Origin of the sequence: Collimonas sp. NPDC087041, assembly GCF_044745265.1 — a bacterium.
Taxonomy (GTDB): domain Bacteria; phylum Pseudomonadota; class Gammaproteobacteria; order Burkholderiales; family Burkholderiaceae_D; genus Collimonas.
In genome coordinates, this window is sequence record NZ_JBIUZX010000004.1 from 330,248 (window position 1) to 345,360 (window position 15,113).

General features: G+C 59.7%; 11 protein-coding genes. 5 read left to right on the top strand and 6 right to left on the bottom strand.

From position 1 onward, the window contains the following. Position 1: 1 nt before the first annotated feature. The 3 genes from ACIPF8_RS09815 to ACIPF8_RS09825 are packed head-to-tail and all read left to right on the top strand — an operon-like array spanning position 2 to position 3,560. Positions 2-1,603 (top strand): GMC family oxidoreductase, encoded by a 1,602-nt coding sequence (locus tag ACIPF8_RS09815; RefSeq protein ID WP_400420198.1) that lies wholly within the window; start codon positions 2-4, stop codon positions 1,601-1,603. Beyond that, positions 1,600-3,033: a c-type cytochrome gene (locus ACIPF8_RS09820; protein WP_400420201.1), complete on the top strand. Its 1,434-nt coding sequence runs from the start codon at positions 1,600-1,602 to the stop codon at positions 3,031-3,033. The genes ACIPF8_RS09815 and ACIPF8_RS09820 overlap by 4 nt, the downstream gene beginning before the upstream one ends. A 41-nt stretch (positions 3,034-3,074) precedes the next feature. Next, the gene (locus tag ACIPF8_RS09825; RefSeq protein WP_400420203.1) at positions 3,075-3,560 is read left to right on the top strand and encodes an asparaginase domain-containing protein; all 486 of its coding nucleotides are present in this window, start codon (positions 3,075-3,077) and stop codon (positions 3,558-3,560) included. A gap of 124 nt (positions 3,561-3,684) precedes the next feature. Here the strand turns inward: ACIPF8_RS09825 and ACIPF8_RS09830 are convergent, their stop codons facing one another. The 6 genes from ACIPF8_RS09830 to ACIPF8_RS09855 all read right to left on the bottom strand — a co-directional run bounded on the left by ACIPF8_RS09830 (position 3,685) and on the right by ACIPF8_RS09855 (position 12,575). Beyond that, on the bottom strand, positions 3,685-5,892 hold the full coding sequence (locus ACIPF8_RS09830) for a M3 family metallopeptidase (RefSeq protein ID WP_400420205.1): 2,208 nt from the start codon (positions 5,890-5,892) through the stop codon (positions 3,685-3,687). A gap of 249 nt (positions 5,893-6,141) precedes the next feature. Further along, entirely contained in the window at positions 6,142-7,215 is a 1,074-nt protein-coding gene (locus ACIPF8_RS09835; protein WP_400420208.1) for a porin, read from the bottom strand. Between the two features lie 123 nt (positions 7,216-7,338). Then, on the bottom strand, positions 7,339-8,430 hold the full coding sequence (locus tag ACIPF8_RS09840; RefSeq protein WP_400420210.1) for an ABC transporter ATP-binding protein: 1,092 nt from the start codon (positions 8,428-8,430) through the stop codon (positions 7,339-7,341). A gap of 14 nt (positions 8,431-8,444) precedes the next feature. Beyond that, positions 8,445-10,250 carry an ABC transporter permease gene (locus ACIPF8_RS09845; protein ID WP_400420213.1) on the bottom strand — a complete coding sequence of 602 codons (1,806 nt, stop codon included), beginning with the start codon at positions 10,248-10,250 and terminating at the stop codon, positions 8,445-8,447. Between the two features lie 116 nt (positions 10,251-10,366). Next, positions 10,367-11,467 (bottom strand): ABC transporter substrate-binding protein, encoded by a 1,101-nt coding sequence (locus ACIPF8_RS09850; protein ID WP_400420216.1) that lies wholly within the window; start codon positions 11,465-11,467, stop codon positions 10,367-10,369. Between the two features lie 133 nt (positions 11,468-11,600). After that, positions 11,601-12,575, bottom strand: a complete 975-nt coding sequence (locus ACIPF8_RS09855) for a Bug family tripartite tricarboxylate transporter substrate binding protein (RefSeq protein WP_400420219.1) — start codon at positions 12,573-12,575, stop codon at positions 11,601-11,603. A 321-nt stretch (positions 12,576-12,896) separates the two neighbouring features. Here ACIPF8_RS09855 and ACIPF8_RS09860 point away from each other — a divergent pair, with 321 nt between their 5' ends. Both ACIPF8_RS09860 and ACIPF8_RS09865 read left to right on the top strand, forming a co-directional pair. Beyond that, positions 12,897-13,580 carry a response regulator gene (locus ACIPF8_RS09860; RefSeq protein WP_400420221.1) on the top strand — a complete coding sequence of 228 codons (684 nt, stop codon included), beginning with the start codon at positions 12,897-12,899 and terminating at the stop codon, positions 13,578-13,580. Continuing rightward, positions 13,580-15,106 (top strand): sensor histidine kinase, encoded by a 1,527-nt coding sequence (locus ACIPF8_RS09865; protein WP_400420224.1) that lies wholly within the window; start codon positions 13,580-13,582, stop codon positions 15,104-15,106. The genes ACIPF8_RS09860 and ACIPF8_RS09865 overlap by 1 nt, the downstream gene beginning before the upstream one ends. Positions 15,107-15,113 lie beyond the last annotated feature (7 nt).

Genomic DNA, 15,113 nt, shown 5'->3' on the forward strand with positions numbered 1-15,113 from the left:
CATGGCCGATAACTTGTCTGCCGATGTCGTGATCGTCGGTTCCGGCGTCGCCGGCGCTCTGGTTGCGCATCAACTTGCCTTGTCGGGTGCATCGGTGCTGGTGCTGGAAGCCGGACCGCGGATTGAGCGCTGGCGCATCGTCGAAAACTATCGGAACACGCCGAGCAAAGACGATTTCATGGTGCCCTACCCGTCCACCAAATATGCGCCGCATCCGGAATACACGCCGGAAAACAATTACCTGATCCTCAAAGGTACGCACAAATACAATTCGCAATACATCCGCGCGGTAGGCGGCACCACCTGGCACTGGGCTGCCGCAGCATGGCGCTTCCTGCCCAACGACTTCAAGATGAAAACCTTGTACGGCGTCGGCCGCGATTGGCCGATCGGTTACGACGAACTGGAGCCGTACTATTACCGCGCCGAAGTCGAGCTCGGGGTATCCGGTCCCAATGACGGCACCGATCTCGGCTCGCCGCGCAAACAGCCCTATCCGATGGATCACCTTCCGCTGTCGTGGAACGACCAGCGCTTCAGCGCCGTGGTCAACGCCGCCGGCCATAAGGTGGTGTCGGAACCGGTGGCGCGCAACAGCCGCGCCTACGACCAGCGGCCGAACTGCTGCGGCAACAACAACTGCATGCCGATCTGCCCGATTGCCGCCATGTACAGCGGCATCATCCACGTCGAGAAGGCCGAGAAAGCCGGCGCCAAGGTGCTGGCGGAAGCGGTGGTCTATCGCATCGAGGTCGACGCCAAGGAGCGCATCAGCGCGGTGCATTACAAGGACCCGGACGGCGTTACGCATCGTGTCACCGGCAAGTATTTCGTGCTGGCGGCGAACGGTATCGAGATTCCGAAACTGATGCTGATTTCGACCGACGACAAGCATCCCAACGGTATCGGCAACAGTTCCGACCAGGTCGGCCGTAACCTGATGGACCATCCCGGCACCGGCGTCACCTTCCTCGCCAACGAGGATTTGTGGCCGGGCCGTGGCTCGATCGAAATGACTTCAGTGGTGGATATGCGCGATGGCGCTTTCCGCTCCGAATACGCCGCCAAGAAGCTGCATCTGAATAACATGGCGCAGACCAATCACGCTGCGCAAACGGCGTTGAAGAATGGCTTGGTCGGCGTCAAGCTGAACCAGGAAATCCGCCGTCGTGCGGCGCGTACCGTCAATATCAACAGCTTCCACGATATCTTGCCGAATCCGGAAAACCGGATCCGGCCGAGCGCCGACAAGCGCGATGCATTGGGCATCCCGCAGCCGGAGATCACCTACTCGATTGACGACTACGTCAAGAAAAGCGCGGTCCTTACGCACCAGACCTACGCCAGCATCGCGGCACTGTTCGGCGGTACAGAAATTCAGTTTGCAGACGATTTCGCGCCGAACAATCACATCATGGGCGCCGTCATCATGGGCGGCGATCCGCGCGATTCGGTGGTCGATGCCCATTGCCGTTCGCACGACCACGAGAACCTGTTCATCGCCAGCAGCGCGGTGATGCCGGTGGCCGGCACGGTGAATTGCACCCTGACGATTGCGGCGCTATCGCTGCGCATCGCCGATACCTTGAGGACAGTGCTATGACGGCTCGCCATCACTTTTCCCGCTGGATCGGCGCCATGGCCGTGATCACCAGCATGGTGCACGGCGTGTATGCAGCCGATGTCGTCAACTCCGCCAATCCTGCTCCCGGCCCCGGTCCGAACACCGATCAGATCAAGCGCGGCGAGTATCTCGCCAAGGCCGCCGACTGCATCGCCTGCCACACGGTGGACCCGGCCAAACCATTCGCCGGCGGCTATCCGCTGGCGACGCCGTTCGGCACCATCTACGGCCCCAACATCACGCCCGACAAGGAAACCGGCATCGGTAACTGGAGCGACGAGGATTTCGTCCGCGCGCTGCATGAAGGCATCGACGACGAAGGCAAGCACTTGTACCCAGCCTTCCCCTATGCGTCATTCACCAAGCTGTCGCGCGACGATGTGTTGGCGATCAAGGCCTATCTATTCAGCCTGCCGCCGATACAGCAGAAAACCCCGGAAAACAAATTGCCTTTCCCGCTCAACCAGCGTTGGGTCCTGGCGGGCTGGAACCTGTTCAATTTCAAGCCGGGCGAATTGAAGCCCGACACCGCCAAGAGTCCCGAGTGGAACCGCGGCATGTACCTGGTCGAAGGGCTGGCGCATTGCCAGGAATGCCACACCCCGCGTAACGTCACCATGGGTGTCGATGGCAAGCGCGCCTTCGGTGGCGCCCAGTTGGGCGGCTGGACCGCGTTCAACATCACGCCTGATCCGGTCAGCGGCGTCGGCGGCTGGAAAGACGAAGAGTTGATCCAGTATCTGAAAACCGGCCTGGTTCCCGGCAAGGCCTCGGCCGCCGGCGGCATGGCGGAAGCAGTCGAACACAGCCTGCAGTACCTCAACGATGACGACCTGAAAGCCATCGTCACTTATCTGCGCAGCGTGCCGGCCATCAATGATGCAGCCGACAAGAAGCCGCGTTATGCATGGGGCCAGCCGTCTGACGACGACGCCGATTTGCGCTGCATTGCTGCGGTATCGGTCAGCAACAACGCATCCGGCGGCGCTGAACTGTTCAGCGGCAATTGCGCCAGTTGCCATTCAGCCAGCGGCAGCGGCGTGGTCGGCGGCTACTACCCGTCACTGTTCAGCAACAGCGTAGTGGGCGCGCGCGATCCGGGCAACCTGTTGATGGTGATCCTCAACGGCGTGCAGCGCCACGGCAAGGATGGCGAGGCGTTCATGCCCGGTTTCGCCGACCATTTGAACGATGCCCAAATCGCAACGCTGGCCAATTACATCCTCAAGCAATATGGGCACGCAGACGCGCCGACCATCACGCCGGAACTGGTCAAGACCCAGCGCCAGGGCGGACCGGTATCGCCGTTGCTGACTTTATTGCCGGTGGGGCTGGCGGTAGCGGCGCTGATCGTGGTATTTATACTGTTTTTACTGTTCGGGCGGCGTCGGCGCAAACCATCGCCGTGACAGGCGGCCGGCATTAATTGCAGAAAAGGAAACGAAATACCATGGCTTTACGCATCATCGCTACCGGCGGCACCTTCGATAAACACTACGATGAGATCGCCGGTAAATTGACCTTTGCCGCCAGCCATCTGCCGCAGGTGATCCAGCGTGCCCGGATCACCACGGAACTAACGCTGGAAGAATTGCCGCTGCTCGATTCACTCGACATGCAGGACATCGATCGCCGTCGCGTGCTGGCATCCTGCTCGCACGCCAGCGAACAGGCGATCGTGATCATCCACGGCACCGACACCATGCGCGATACCGCCGCCGTGCTGGGCCCAGCGACGCTCGACAAAACCATCGTGCTGACCGGCGCCATGATTCCATACGCGATCGACAATTCCGACGCCCTGTTCAATTTCGGCTTTGCCTGCGGCGTCGCGCAAGTGCTGCCGCCTGGCGTGTATGTGGCGATGAACGGCAAGATTTTTGCGTGGGACAAGGTCGAAAAGAATCGCACGGCTGGAGTTTTCGAACCACTGTAATTCCGCTCTATCGGCTGTCGCAATACGAGCAGACAAAAAAACGGAGCAGTCTGGCTGCTCCGTATCGGTAATCAACAACATCAACAAACCGGGGATAGCATGCGCTGATCCCCGTTCAAAACCTTTACCGGGTCTTGGCAGCTTCCGCCATACCGCGCGCTTCCAGCAACGGCCCGACATCGGGACCACGTCCGTAGAAATCCTTGAACAATGTGCTCGGATCCTGGCTGAAGCCGTGTGACAGTATCTTGGCGCGCAACAGGTCGCCATTGGCGCGCTTGAGGCCGCCGTGGGTGTTGACCCAGTGTTCGGTATCTTTGGCCAGCACGTCGCTCCAGATGTAGGCGTAGTAGCCGGCCGAGTAGCCGCTGGCGAAGATGTGCTGGAAGTACTGCGTGTGATAGCGCGGCGGCACCGCGTATCCCTCACCGCCGGCTTTCTGCAGGGTCTGCGCTTCAAATTCCATCACCTCGGTGGGAGCCGGCGTTTGCCCTGCCGGCAACTGGTGCCAGGCCTGGTCGAGAATCGCTGCTGCCAGATACTCTGAGGTTTCGAAGCCGGCATTGAATTTGTGCGCGGCCAGCACTTTTTCCATCAGTGCGCGCGGCATTGGCTTGCCGGTTTTATAGTGCTTGGCATAGTGCGCAAGAACCTGCGGATTATGCGACCACATTTCATTGAACTGCGACGGATATTCGACGAAATCTTCCGGTACCTGGGTGCCGGCGAACATCGGATACTGCACGTTCGAGAACAAACCGTGCAACGCATGCCCGAACTCGTGGAACATGGTGTTGACTTCGTCGAAGGTCAGCAGCACCGGCTTGCCTGCAGGCGGCTTTGGAATATTGATATTGTTCGACACCACCGGCTTGGTGCCGAACAGGCGCGACTGATACACATAGCTGTTCATCCAGGCGCCGCCCTGCTTGTTGTCGCGTGCGAAGCCATCGAACAGGAACAGGCCAAGCGGCGAGCCATCGGCGTTGAACACTTCGAACACGCGCACATCCTGCTGGTACACCGGCAGGTCGGTGCGTTCCTTGAACGTCACGCCATACAATTCATGCGCCGCGTAGAACACGCCGTCTTTCAGCACGTGGTTCAACTCGAAGTAAGGCTTGACCTGGGCTTCGTCGAAGTTGTAGCGCGCCTTGCGCACCTGTTCGGCATAGAACGCCCAGTCCCACGGCTGCAACTTGAATGGCTTGGTGTGCGTAGCCTTGGCCTGGCGATCGATCAGTTTCTGTATAGCGGCTGCTTCCTTGCGGGCATTCGCCGCGGCGGCAGGCGCCAGTTGCGCCAGCATGCGGTTGACTGCCGCCGGCGTGCCTGCGGTTTCGTCCTCCAGCACATACGCCGCATGGTTGGGATAGCCGAGCAGCGCGGCGCGTTCGGCACGCAGCTTGACGATCTGGGCGACGGTGCTGACGTTGTCGTCGCTGCCGCCGTCGGCGCGGCTGATCGAAGCCTTGTAGATGCGTTCGCGCAGCGCGCGATTCTTGAGTTGTGCCAGCACCGCCTGGTCGGTGGTGTTTTGTAGAGGAATCACCCACTTGCCATCAAGGTTGCGGCTCTTCGCGGCTTGCGCGGCGGCGGCAATTCTTTCCGGCGATAAGCCATCCAGGTCAGCCAGGCGGTCGACCACCAGTGCACCGTTGTTGTTCGCCTTCAGCAGGGTTTGCTGGAACTGCGTGGTGAGCGTGGAAATCTGCTGGTTCAGTGCGCGCAAGCGATCCTTGTCGGCGGCGCTCAGGCGCGCGCCGGCACGAACGAATTTGACGTGATAGCGTTCCAGCAGCCGCAGCGATTCCGGATCGAGGCCAAGGCTGGCGCGCTGTTGATAAAGCTGATCGACGCGAGCGAACAGCGCCGGATCGAGCAGGATGGCATCATTCTGCGCCGCCAGTTTTGGCGCCACGTCCTGTTGAACCTGATCCAGTGCCGGGCTGGTGTTGGAACCGGTGAGATTGAAAAATACATCCGAAACGCGCGTCAGCATCTGGCCGGAACGCTCCAGCGCAACAATCGTATTATCGAAAGTCGGCGCTGCGGGATTGCTGGCGATCGCCGTCGCTTCCTGGCGTTGTTGGGCCATGGCCTGTTCGAACGCAGGACCGAAATCGGAATCCTTGATCTTGTCGAATGGCGGCAAGTTGTAAGGCAGGGAACTGATTTGAGCGAACGGCGATGGCGCCGGTGCGGGAGTTGTTGCTGCCGTTGGAGTGGCGGTAGTGCTGTTCGGTTTGGTTCCGACATCGCAGCCCATCAGCCCTGTGCCAATGGTCAACATCAATCCGCATGCCGAGATACGTCGTATGGAAGCTTGCATCAATTCCCCTTTGTCTTTGAACTGGATATTGTTTACGCAATAACAAAATTCAACGCGAACCTTGTGGGCTGGCGTTGAATTCTCGTTTGCGTGCAGCAACATTCTACGCCTTCGACGCTAATTCACAGCATCGCCAAAAGACTGGAAACTGATCGGATGTTTTTTAGATGTTTTATGCTGCGGATGTGGTGAGGAAAGAGCAAATCGCCGGGCGCAGCGAGTGCGCGCCCGGTTTCATACAAACCGCAGTTAGAACCGATGCTGAATACCCGCAATCACACCAGTCTGGCTGTTGCCGTAGGCCAGGTCGTCACGCGACAGGCCGACCAGTTGCTGGTTCTTGGCCTTGGCGTAGGCGGCGCTCAGGTACAGGTCGGTACGTTTCGATAATGCGTACTTGCCGCGCACCGAATACATGATCGGGTCCGCGTCCTTGCCGTTGGCGACGTTCTTGATGTCCTGGTAGAAGATGGCGCCGATCAGCGTTACTACCGGCGTCACTTTGTAAGTGGCGCCGCCCCAGAAGAAATCGCTGCGCAGGTCGGGTGCATTGCTGGCCAGCGTCTTTTTGTAGTTGCGATAGCCCAGGTCCAGTCCAAGATTGCTGGTGACCTGGTAATCGCCGGCCAGGTGGATGCTGGTGGCTTTGTCGTAGCCGCTGTTGAGCGTCGCTGCTGCGCCGTTGACGCGGTCGAATGTTGCGGCGATCCGGAATGGACCATTTTCGTAACCCACGCCCAACGCGTACTTGGCGCTGTCGCCGTTGCTGCCGGCGACTTCACCGAAACCATAGGTTGCGCCCAGCTTGAAGCCGCCGAACTTGCCCTGGTATTTGAGCATGTTGGCCAAGTTGGTCAGCATGCCATCCTTGCGGCCGCCGGTAGCGCCGGCTGATGTCACCCACGAATACTGGCCCGAATAACCCATCGGATCGAATGGCAGGATGAAGTCATAGGTCGTCGAATAGGAACGGCCTGCAACGATGCGGCCGAAGCTGCCTTCCAGGCCGACATTGGCTTGCCGTCCGAACAGCAGGCCGGCGCTGTCGAATTCACCGGTGTCGGTCTTGAAGCCGTTTTCCAACTGGAACACTGCCTTCAGTCCGCCGCCCAGGTCTTCCGTACCGCGAAAGCCGATACGTGACGTGTTCGTCGCGCCGGAACTCAAGCGGAACAAGCCATCCTTGTTGGCATTGGCGTTGTTCACGTATTCGACGCCGGTATCGATCAGGCCGTAGACGCTGACGCTGGTTTGAGCGTGCGCGCCGCAGGCCATGGTGCCGAGTGCGGCGAGCGTTGCCGTCGCCAGGTATTTTCTTTTCATGTTGCTTCCTCCGGTTTGATTTTGATTGCTATTTTTTTGTTGTTTGTGCTGTACCGCTGAGCCGCACAAAAGCTACTGTGTAATATCGACCTGAAGCCCCCTTTCCCCTTTTCCCTGGATGTCTTAGAACGCCCACAGCGCGTCCTGCGGCAATTGCAGCCAGTACTCCCCTGGCGACAAGCGCTGCCGCGCATAGGCGCGCAGGACGGTGCTGTCAGCGCCACTCTCGGCGCCGTTGCGGAACACGCACTCCCAGCGGTCACCCAGGTACATGCAGGTCGACAGCGGCAGCTTGATGGCGTTTTCCACTGGCGCATCGGAGATGTTTACCTGCTCGACGCGAATGATGGCGATGGCATCTTTGCCATCGTTATTGACAGCCTGGCCGCGCAGCGTTGCCTTGACGTTGCCGCCTTCCATTTGCAATAACGCTTGGGTGCCGTCGCGCTGCAAAATCTTGGCCGGCAGGCGGTTGTTGCTGCCCATGAACTCGGCGGTGAACAAGGTGTCCGGCGTTTCATACATGCTTTGCGGCGTGCCTTGTTGTTCAATCTTGCCGTTGTTGAGCAGCAGGATGCGATCCGAAATCGCCATCGCTTCGGCCTGGTCATGCGTGACCATCAGTGCCGACAAACCGAGCCGTACGATCAGTTCGCGCAGGAATGCGCGGGCTTCCTCGCGCAACTTGGCGTCCAGGTTCGACAGCGGTTCGTCGAGCAGGATGACCGGCGGGTTGTACACCAGCGCGCGCGCAATCGCCACGCGTTGCTGCTGGCCGCCCGACAATTGATGCGGGAAGCGGTCGCCCAGATGGCCGAGGCCGAGCTGGTTCAGCACGGTCTTGACGCGTTCGGCAATGTCGCTGCCGTTCATCTTGCGCAGCTTCAGGCCATACGCGACGTTGTCGAACACCGTCTTGTGCGGCCACAGCGCATAGGACTGGAACACCAGTCCAAGATTGCGCTCTTCGGCGGGGATTTCCAGCTTGCGCTCGCCATCGTACATGGCGCGCGCACCGATCTGGATGATGCCGGACTTCGGCGATTCAAGACCGGCGACTGCGCGCAGCAAGGTGGTCTTGCCGCTGCCGGACGGCCCCAGCAACGCGACCACTTCACCGCGTTGCAATTCCATCGATACGCCCTTGAGAATCGGGTTGGCGCTGGCGCCGCTACCGTAGTCGAGATGCAGGTTGTTGACACTTAATTCGCTCATGATGATTTCCTGGATTAGTCGTGCAACTTGACGCCGAAGCGCAGTGCAATGCCGAGGCCGATGGCCACCAGCGTGATGTTGATGAAGGACAGGGTGGCAACCAGATCGACCGAGCCGGAAGCCCACAGCGAGACGATCAGGGCGCCGATGACTTCGGTGCCGGGTGACAGCAGATAAACGCCGGTCGAATATTCGCGCTCGAAAATCAGAAACACCATCAGCCACGCGCCGAGTACGCCGTAGCGCACCAGCGGCAGCGTGACATCGCGCGTCACCTGCGAGCGGCGGGCGCCGACCGCACGCGCCGCCTCTTCCAGTTCCGGGCCAACCTGCAACAGCGCCGTCGTGATCAGGCGCAAGCCATAGGCCAACCACACCACTGAGTACGCCAGCCAGACCGAGAAGATGGTCGAGCGTAATTCGCGCAATTGCGGAATGAAGTTTTCCACCAGCCACACCGCGATGAAGTTGTCATGGCCTTGCAACAGCTTGTCGAGGAACGACGGTACGAACAGGAACACCCACAGGAACGACAGGCCGGCCAGCAGGCCTGGCACCGCGCGCGGGATCAGTACGCTGTAGTCGAGGAAGCGCGTGATGCCATCTGATTTGCGATGCATCGCCAGCGCTATGCAGCAATAGCAAGCCACTGCCAAAGCGCCGCCGATGACGCCGATCATGATGGTGTTGACGATGCCGCGCACCAGCGACGGTTGGTCCATGATGTCGCGGAAATGCTGCAAGGTCAGCGCCTCCGTCAGCGATACGCCGTAACCCCAGTGCGAGACAAATGCGCGCAAGGCGATGCCGGACAGCGGAATCACGATGGTGAACACCAGCCACGCCGCGATCAGGCTGAACGCCAGCCATTTCCATTTACCCAGCGGCAGCGCCTTCTGACGTGCGCCCTTACCCTTGATCGATACATATTTATTGGCCGAGCGCAGCAACCAGCGTTGAATCATCACCAGCGGCAAGGTCACCGCCACCAGGCAAACCGCCACTGCTGCCATCAGATGGTAGGAAGGCGTACCGAGCTTGTTGGTCAGTTTGTAGAGATAGGTCGGCAGCACCAGATGGCCTTCGGGATCGCCCAGCACCAGCACCAGGCCGAATACTTCGAAACCGAGGAAAAATACCAGCACGCCGGCATATGACAGTGCCGGCAAAATCATCGGCAGCGAGACATTGAGCGCCACCTGGAGCGGCGAAGCGCCGGCCACGCGCGCAGCTTCCTCGACATCGGCGCCGAGGCTCTTCAGCGCTGCAGATGCGTACAAATACACGTGCGGCACGTGGGTCAGGCCGGCGATGATGACGATGCTAGGGAAGGCATACACATTCCACGGCGTCGCCTCGATGCCGATCATGCGCAGCAGATCCTGCACCCACACGGTGTAGAAGCCGACCGGCCCCATCGACACCACATAGCCAAAGGCGATCACCATCGGCGAGACGAAAATCGGCACCAGCAGCATCGGCGCGATCCAGTTGCGGCCCGGCAGATCGGTACGCACCATCAGGAACGCCAGCATGCCGCCCAGCGGCACGGCGATCAATGCCAGTCCGGTGGCCAGCAGTAAGCCGTTAATGAAGGCCTGGCGGAAGTCGGGATCATCGAAGATGAAACGATATGGTTCCAGGCTCAGTGTTTTGATCGGCGCAAAGAACGGCGCCGACAGGAAGCTTTGATAGAAAATCAGGGTCAGCGGCAGGAAGATGGCTATTGCTGCCAGCGTGACCACCAGTCCGCGCGGCCAATTGATGCGCGCCAGCCGGGAGCGGCTGGCCAGCGGATGAGGGGGAGAAATGGATGACATTTTGTACCTTGCAGAAAAGCCTGCGTCTTAAAAACCCGCCATCCCCGCCTATGCGGGGATTTCGGCTAGTAAGTAAAAATGGAAGCCCGCTTGCGCGGGAATGACGTAGTTGAAAATTATTTCTTTCCTGCGGCGGCTTTCCATTGCTTCAGGAATGCCAGGCGCTTGGTCTGGTCCAGGTATTGCAGCAACGCCGGCGTGACAGGAATCGGCTTGAGCGCTGTACCCAGTTGCGTCGTCAATGTCGCCAGCGTGGAGTTGCCGCTGACATCGGAACGCAGTGCATACAGTTGCGATTCGTTCGCGATGATGGTCTGGCCGCGCTTGGACAACAGGTAATCGATCCACAACTTGGCTGCGTTCATGTTCTTGGCAGATTTGTTGATGAACACCACGCGCGACAGCACCAGGTTGTAGTCCTTGGTAAAGGCAACGCCGATCGATGGATCTTTTGCCGCACGTGCCTGTGCATAAGAGCCGATCACGTTGTAGCCGATCAGGTTCTCGCCGGAAGAGATACGCTCCAGCATGGTGCCGGTCGACGATTGCACGCGTACGCCGACATCGCCCAGCGCTTTGGCCAGATCCCAGAATTGCGGATTCAGCTGCGCATCTTCGGTGATGAAGGAAAAGCCGACGCCGGATTTTTCGATATCGTAGGTGGTAACCTTGTTGCGGAACTTGTCTGCCTTGGTGGTCAGCAGCTTGGTCAAATCGGCATGCGTGGCCGGCACTTCATCGGCGCTTACCAGACGCTTGTTGTAGACGATGGCAACCGGCTCGAAGGTGGTGCCGTAGGCGGTGTCCTTGAAGTTGGACCAGGCTGGAATCGCGGCGGCTTCCGGCGATTTGTATACCGCACCGTAACCTTCGCTGACCAGCTTCACTTGCAGGTCCATCGACGACGACCACAGCACGTCGGCCGTGGCACCGCCAGCTGCCGCTTCTGAAATGAAGCGGTTATAGACTTCAGTCGAATTCATGTCGTTGAATTCAATCTTGACGCCTGGGTACAGCGCGCTGAAGTCCTTGATCAGCGGTTCTGCCGCCTTGGAATCGGTGGCGCTGTAGATCACCAGCTTGCCTTCCTTCTTTGCAGCGTCGACGATCTTGGCGTAGTCGGCCGGATAGCCGGCCGGCGCTTGCGCCGACGCATTGAGCGCGAAGCTCAACGATAAAACTGCGAGTGCGCTTGCCAAAGGTTTTTTGATAAACATGTGTGTCATCTCCTGGTGGGTTGAGTTATTCGTTATTCAAAAAGGCGCAGACGAGCCGCGACAAGCCATGACATGGCTGCCACTTTGTTGAACCTTGCGGAATTTTTTGCCGGCCGTGCCGGCGCGGCCAGACTTATCTGATCAAGCCAAGCTGGTCCGATTGCTTGCGGTAGTCTTCAACGGTTTTATGAATATATTTAGTCAATTGGTCGCCGCTCATCGCTATCGGATAAAGACCGTTGGCGATACGCAGTTGATCGAATGCCGGGCTGGCCATCATCTTGTCGAAAGTCTTGACCCAGCGTCGATAGATATCGTCGCTGACCTGCGGCCCCATATAGACGCCGCGTATGATCGGCCAGCTGATGTCGATGCCTTGCTCGCGCGCGGTCGGCACATTGACCAGTGCGCCTGGCAGGCGCTGGTCGGCCAGTACTGCCAGCACGCGAATTTCACCTTCGGCGGCATGCAGTGCGGCTTCAGAGGCGTCGCCGGAGACCACTTGCACATGGTCCGCAAGCAATGCGGTAAATGCATCGCCGCCGCCTTCAAGCGCAACAAAGCGCAGACTCTTCGGATCGATCTGGCTTTTCTTTGCGACCAATGAGAATTTCAGCCAGTCCTGGCTGCCGATAGTGCCGGCAGCGCCGATGGTGATATTGGAAGGATTTTTCTTGAGCGCTGTCATCAGGTCGCCCAAGGTCTTGTACGGCGAATCCTTGCGCACGGCGATCATGCCGTAGTCGATGCCGATTGCCGCGATCCAGCGCACGTCGTTGACATCGGCATGGCCGTATTTGCCCTGCGCCAGGTTCATCAGCGAGCCGCCGGAAAACGCCACCAGCGTGTCGGCTTCGGCGCGCCGTTGCGTGACAATGGAATTCCAGGCGACCGCACCGATGCCGCCAGGCATATAGCTGATCTTGACTGCGGGATCTTTACCGGCGGCGGACAGTTGCGCCTGCAGGCCTTGCTGGATCAGTTTACAGGTTACCGCCATGCCGCCGCCCGGCTTGGCCGGAGCGATGCATTGCACAGGCGCCGCGACGGCACTGAGCGTGACGCAGGCGCTGAGGGCGAAAAAGATCCTGGCGATTCGGGAAGTCATTGTCTCCTACCCATTCCATTTATCGGGCGCCTCGGCAAACCGGCAATGCGGCGCGTCGAGAAGCCCAGCTTTTAATTATAATTTTTCAACTCGCAAAATTTCTTTACAGACATGTTTGCGAGATGACTACGCATCCGGTGGGATCGAGCCCGCCAGTCGATGCAAACCTGAAACAAGGGTTTATTCGGTTTTTGCATCATACCGGCTGGAATCTTTCATTTTCCTTTCACTGTGTCGGCGAAAGGCCCTGGGCTTTTGCCAAGCGCGGCGTTCTGTGTGAGTATTGGCGCCTTATATTTCCACACTTTCGCTTACAAGGCCATGCGGATCTTACTGATTGAAGACCATGTCGAGCTATCGCGCTGGCTGACCAAGGCGTTGCAGGACGCGCACTGGACAGTCGAGTGCGCGATGAATGGCGCCGACGCCGACAGCTTGCTGCACACCCAGCAATATGCGCTGGTGATACTCGACCTGAGCTTGCCCAAGATGGATGGCCTGGAGGTATTGAAACGCCTGCGCGCACGCGGCAGCAAGACCCCGGTATTGATCCTGACCGCGCGCGGCGGCTTGCAGGATCGGGTGCAAGGTTTGAACCTGGGCGCCGACGATTACCTGGCCAAGCCGTTCGAGCTGGTCGAACTGGAGGCGCGGGTCAAGGCCCTGCTGCGCCGCGCCCAGGGCGGCGAAGCGCCGGTCTACAGTTGCGGCGCGCTGCGCTTTGATACGGTAACGCGCATGTTCAGCTATGGCGATGCCGCGCTGGCCCTGACGCCGCGCGAACACGCGGTGCTGGAGGTGCTGATCAGCCGCGCCGGCCGCGTGGTATCCAAGGAAAAATTGTTCGATGAAGTGTTTTCGCTGGTCGATGACGCCAATCCGGACGCCATTGAAATCTATATTCATCGGCTGCGCAAGAAGCTGCAGCGTGTCGACGCCGGCCAGGTTGCCATCACCACCTTGCGTGGCCTCGGCTATCTGCTGGAAGCCGTTGCCGAAAAATGATGCGCACTGCGAACCCAGCGAACCCAGCGAACCCAGCGAACCCAGCGAACCCAGCGAACCCAGCGAACCCAGCATCGCCAGCGGCCAGATCCCTGGGCAGCCTGCGCAGCCAGCTGTTGCGCTGGTTGCTGATCCCGTTGCTGCTGCTGGTCGCGCTCGATGCCTTTTCGGTGTACCGCAACGCGCTGGACGTGGCCGACCTGGCTTATGACCGCGCATTGCTGGCTTCCACCCGGGCGCTGGCCGAACGCGTGTCGGTCGTCGACGGCAAGGTGGTCGCCGACGTGCCTTATGTCGCGCTCGACAGTTTTGAAACCGACACGCTGGGCCGCATTTACTACAAGGTCACCGGCACCCACGGCGAGTTTGTCTCCGGTTACGAAGACTTGCCGGCGTTGCCGCCCAACGTGCCGCGCTCGGAAATTTATCCGGCGCTGGTGCGTTTTTATCACGCCACCTATCACGGCCAGCAGGTGCGCATCGCTGCGCTGTACCAGCCGGTCTATGACGATTCGATGCGCGGGATCGCCCTGATCCAGGTCGGTGAAACCATGGATGCACGTAGTGACCTGACCCGCAAGATCCTGTTCAGCACCATGTGGCGCCAAGGGCTGCTGGTGACGGTGGCGGCATTGCTGGTGTGGTTTGCCGTGCGTTTCGTGCTGCGGCCGCTGATGCAGTTGAAAGCTGAAGTGGAAGCGCGCTCGCCGACGGACCTGGCCGATTTCGACGCCGATCGCGTGCACAAGGAAGTACGGCCGCTGGTCGCCGCCATGAACGGCTACATGGGGCGGCTGCAGGCGCTCATCACCGGCCAGCGCCGCTTCATCGCCGATGCCTCGCATCAGCTGCGCACGCCGCTGACGGTGTTGAAGACGCAGGCCGAACTGGCGCTGCGTGAACTCGATCGCAATCCGAACGATCCGCGCGCCTGGCGCGACATGCGCGAAATCGTCGAAAGCATTGCCGGCACCACCGACTCTACCGTTCACCTGGCCAATCGCTTGCTGACGCTGGCGCGCGCCGAACATGGTGTGGCCGAGAGCGGCGTGGAGCCGGTGTCGCTCACCGATGTGGCGCGCCAGGTTGGGCTGGAGCTGGCGCGCACCGCAGTCAAGAAGCAGATCGACCTGTCGTTCGATGCCGTCGAAGGCGTCATGGTCAATGGCAATGCCCTGCTGCTGCATGAACTGGTCAGCAATCTGGTCGACAACGCGATTCACTACACGCCGGCGCATGGCCGGGTGACATTGCGCGTGCGCCGCGACGATGTTGCGCAACGGGCGCTGCTGGAGGTGGAGGACAGCGGCATCGGCATTGCTGCAGAAGATCGTGAGCGCGTATTTTCTGCGTTCTATCGTTCGCCCTCGGCGCAGCAGCAGAACCCGAGCGGCGCCGGTCTTGGGCTGTCGATTGTGCGCGATATCGCACTGTCGCACAACGCAACGATGACATTGAACGCAGTCGAGGACGCCAATCCCACCTGTCCCGGCCTGAAAGTCTCGATCAGCTTCCCGTTGTCCTGATTCGGTA

Bases quoted from the DNA above. Each gene is read 5' to 3' on its own strand.
- ACIPF8_RS09815 (WP_400420198.1), top strand. From the start codon at position 2: ATGGCCGATAACTTGTCTGCCGATGTCGTGATCGTCGGTTCCGGCGTC.
- ACIPF8_RS09820 (WP_400420201.1), top strand. From the start codon at position 1,600: ATGACGGCTCGCCATCACTTTTCCCGCTGGATCGGCGCCATGGCCGTG.
- ACIPF8_RS09825 (WP_400420203.1), top strand. From the start codon at position 3,075: ATGGCTTTACGCATCATCGCTACCGGCGGCACCTTCGATAAACACTAC.
- ACIPF8_RS09830 (WP_400420205.1), bottom strand. From the start codon at position 5,892: ATGCAAGCTTCCATACGACGTATCTCGGCATGCGGATTGATGTTGACC.
- ACIPF8_RS09835 (WP_400420208.1), bottom strand. From the start codon at position 7,215: ATGAAAAGAAAATACCTGGCGACGGCAACGCTCGCCGCACTCGGCACC.
- ACIPF8_RS09840 (WP_400420210.1), bottom strand. From the start codon at position 8,430: ATGAGCGAATTAAGTGTCAACAACCTGCATCTCGACTACGGTAGCGGC.
- ACIPF8_RS09845 (WP_400420213.1), bottom strand. From the start codon at position 10,250: ATGTCATCCATTTCTCCCCCTCATCCGCTGGCCAGCCGCTCCCGGCTG.
- ACIPF8_RS09850 (WP_400420216.1), bottom strand. From the start codon at position 11,467: ATGTTTATCAAAAAACCTTTGGCAAGCGCACTCGCAGTTTTATCGTTG.
- ACIPF8_RS09855 (WP_400420219.1), bottom strand. From the start codon at position 12,575: ATGACTTCCCGAATCGCCAGGATCTTTTTCGCCCTCAGCGCCTGCGTC.
- ACIPF8_RS09860 (WP_400420221.1), top strand. From the start codon at position 12,897: ATGCGGATCTTACTGATTGAAGACCATGTCGAGCTATCGCGCTGGCTG.
- ACIPF8_RS09865 (WP_400420224.1), top strand. From the start codon at position 13,580: ATGCGCACTGCGAACCCAGCGAACCCAGCGAACCCAGCGAACCCAGCG.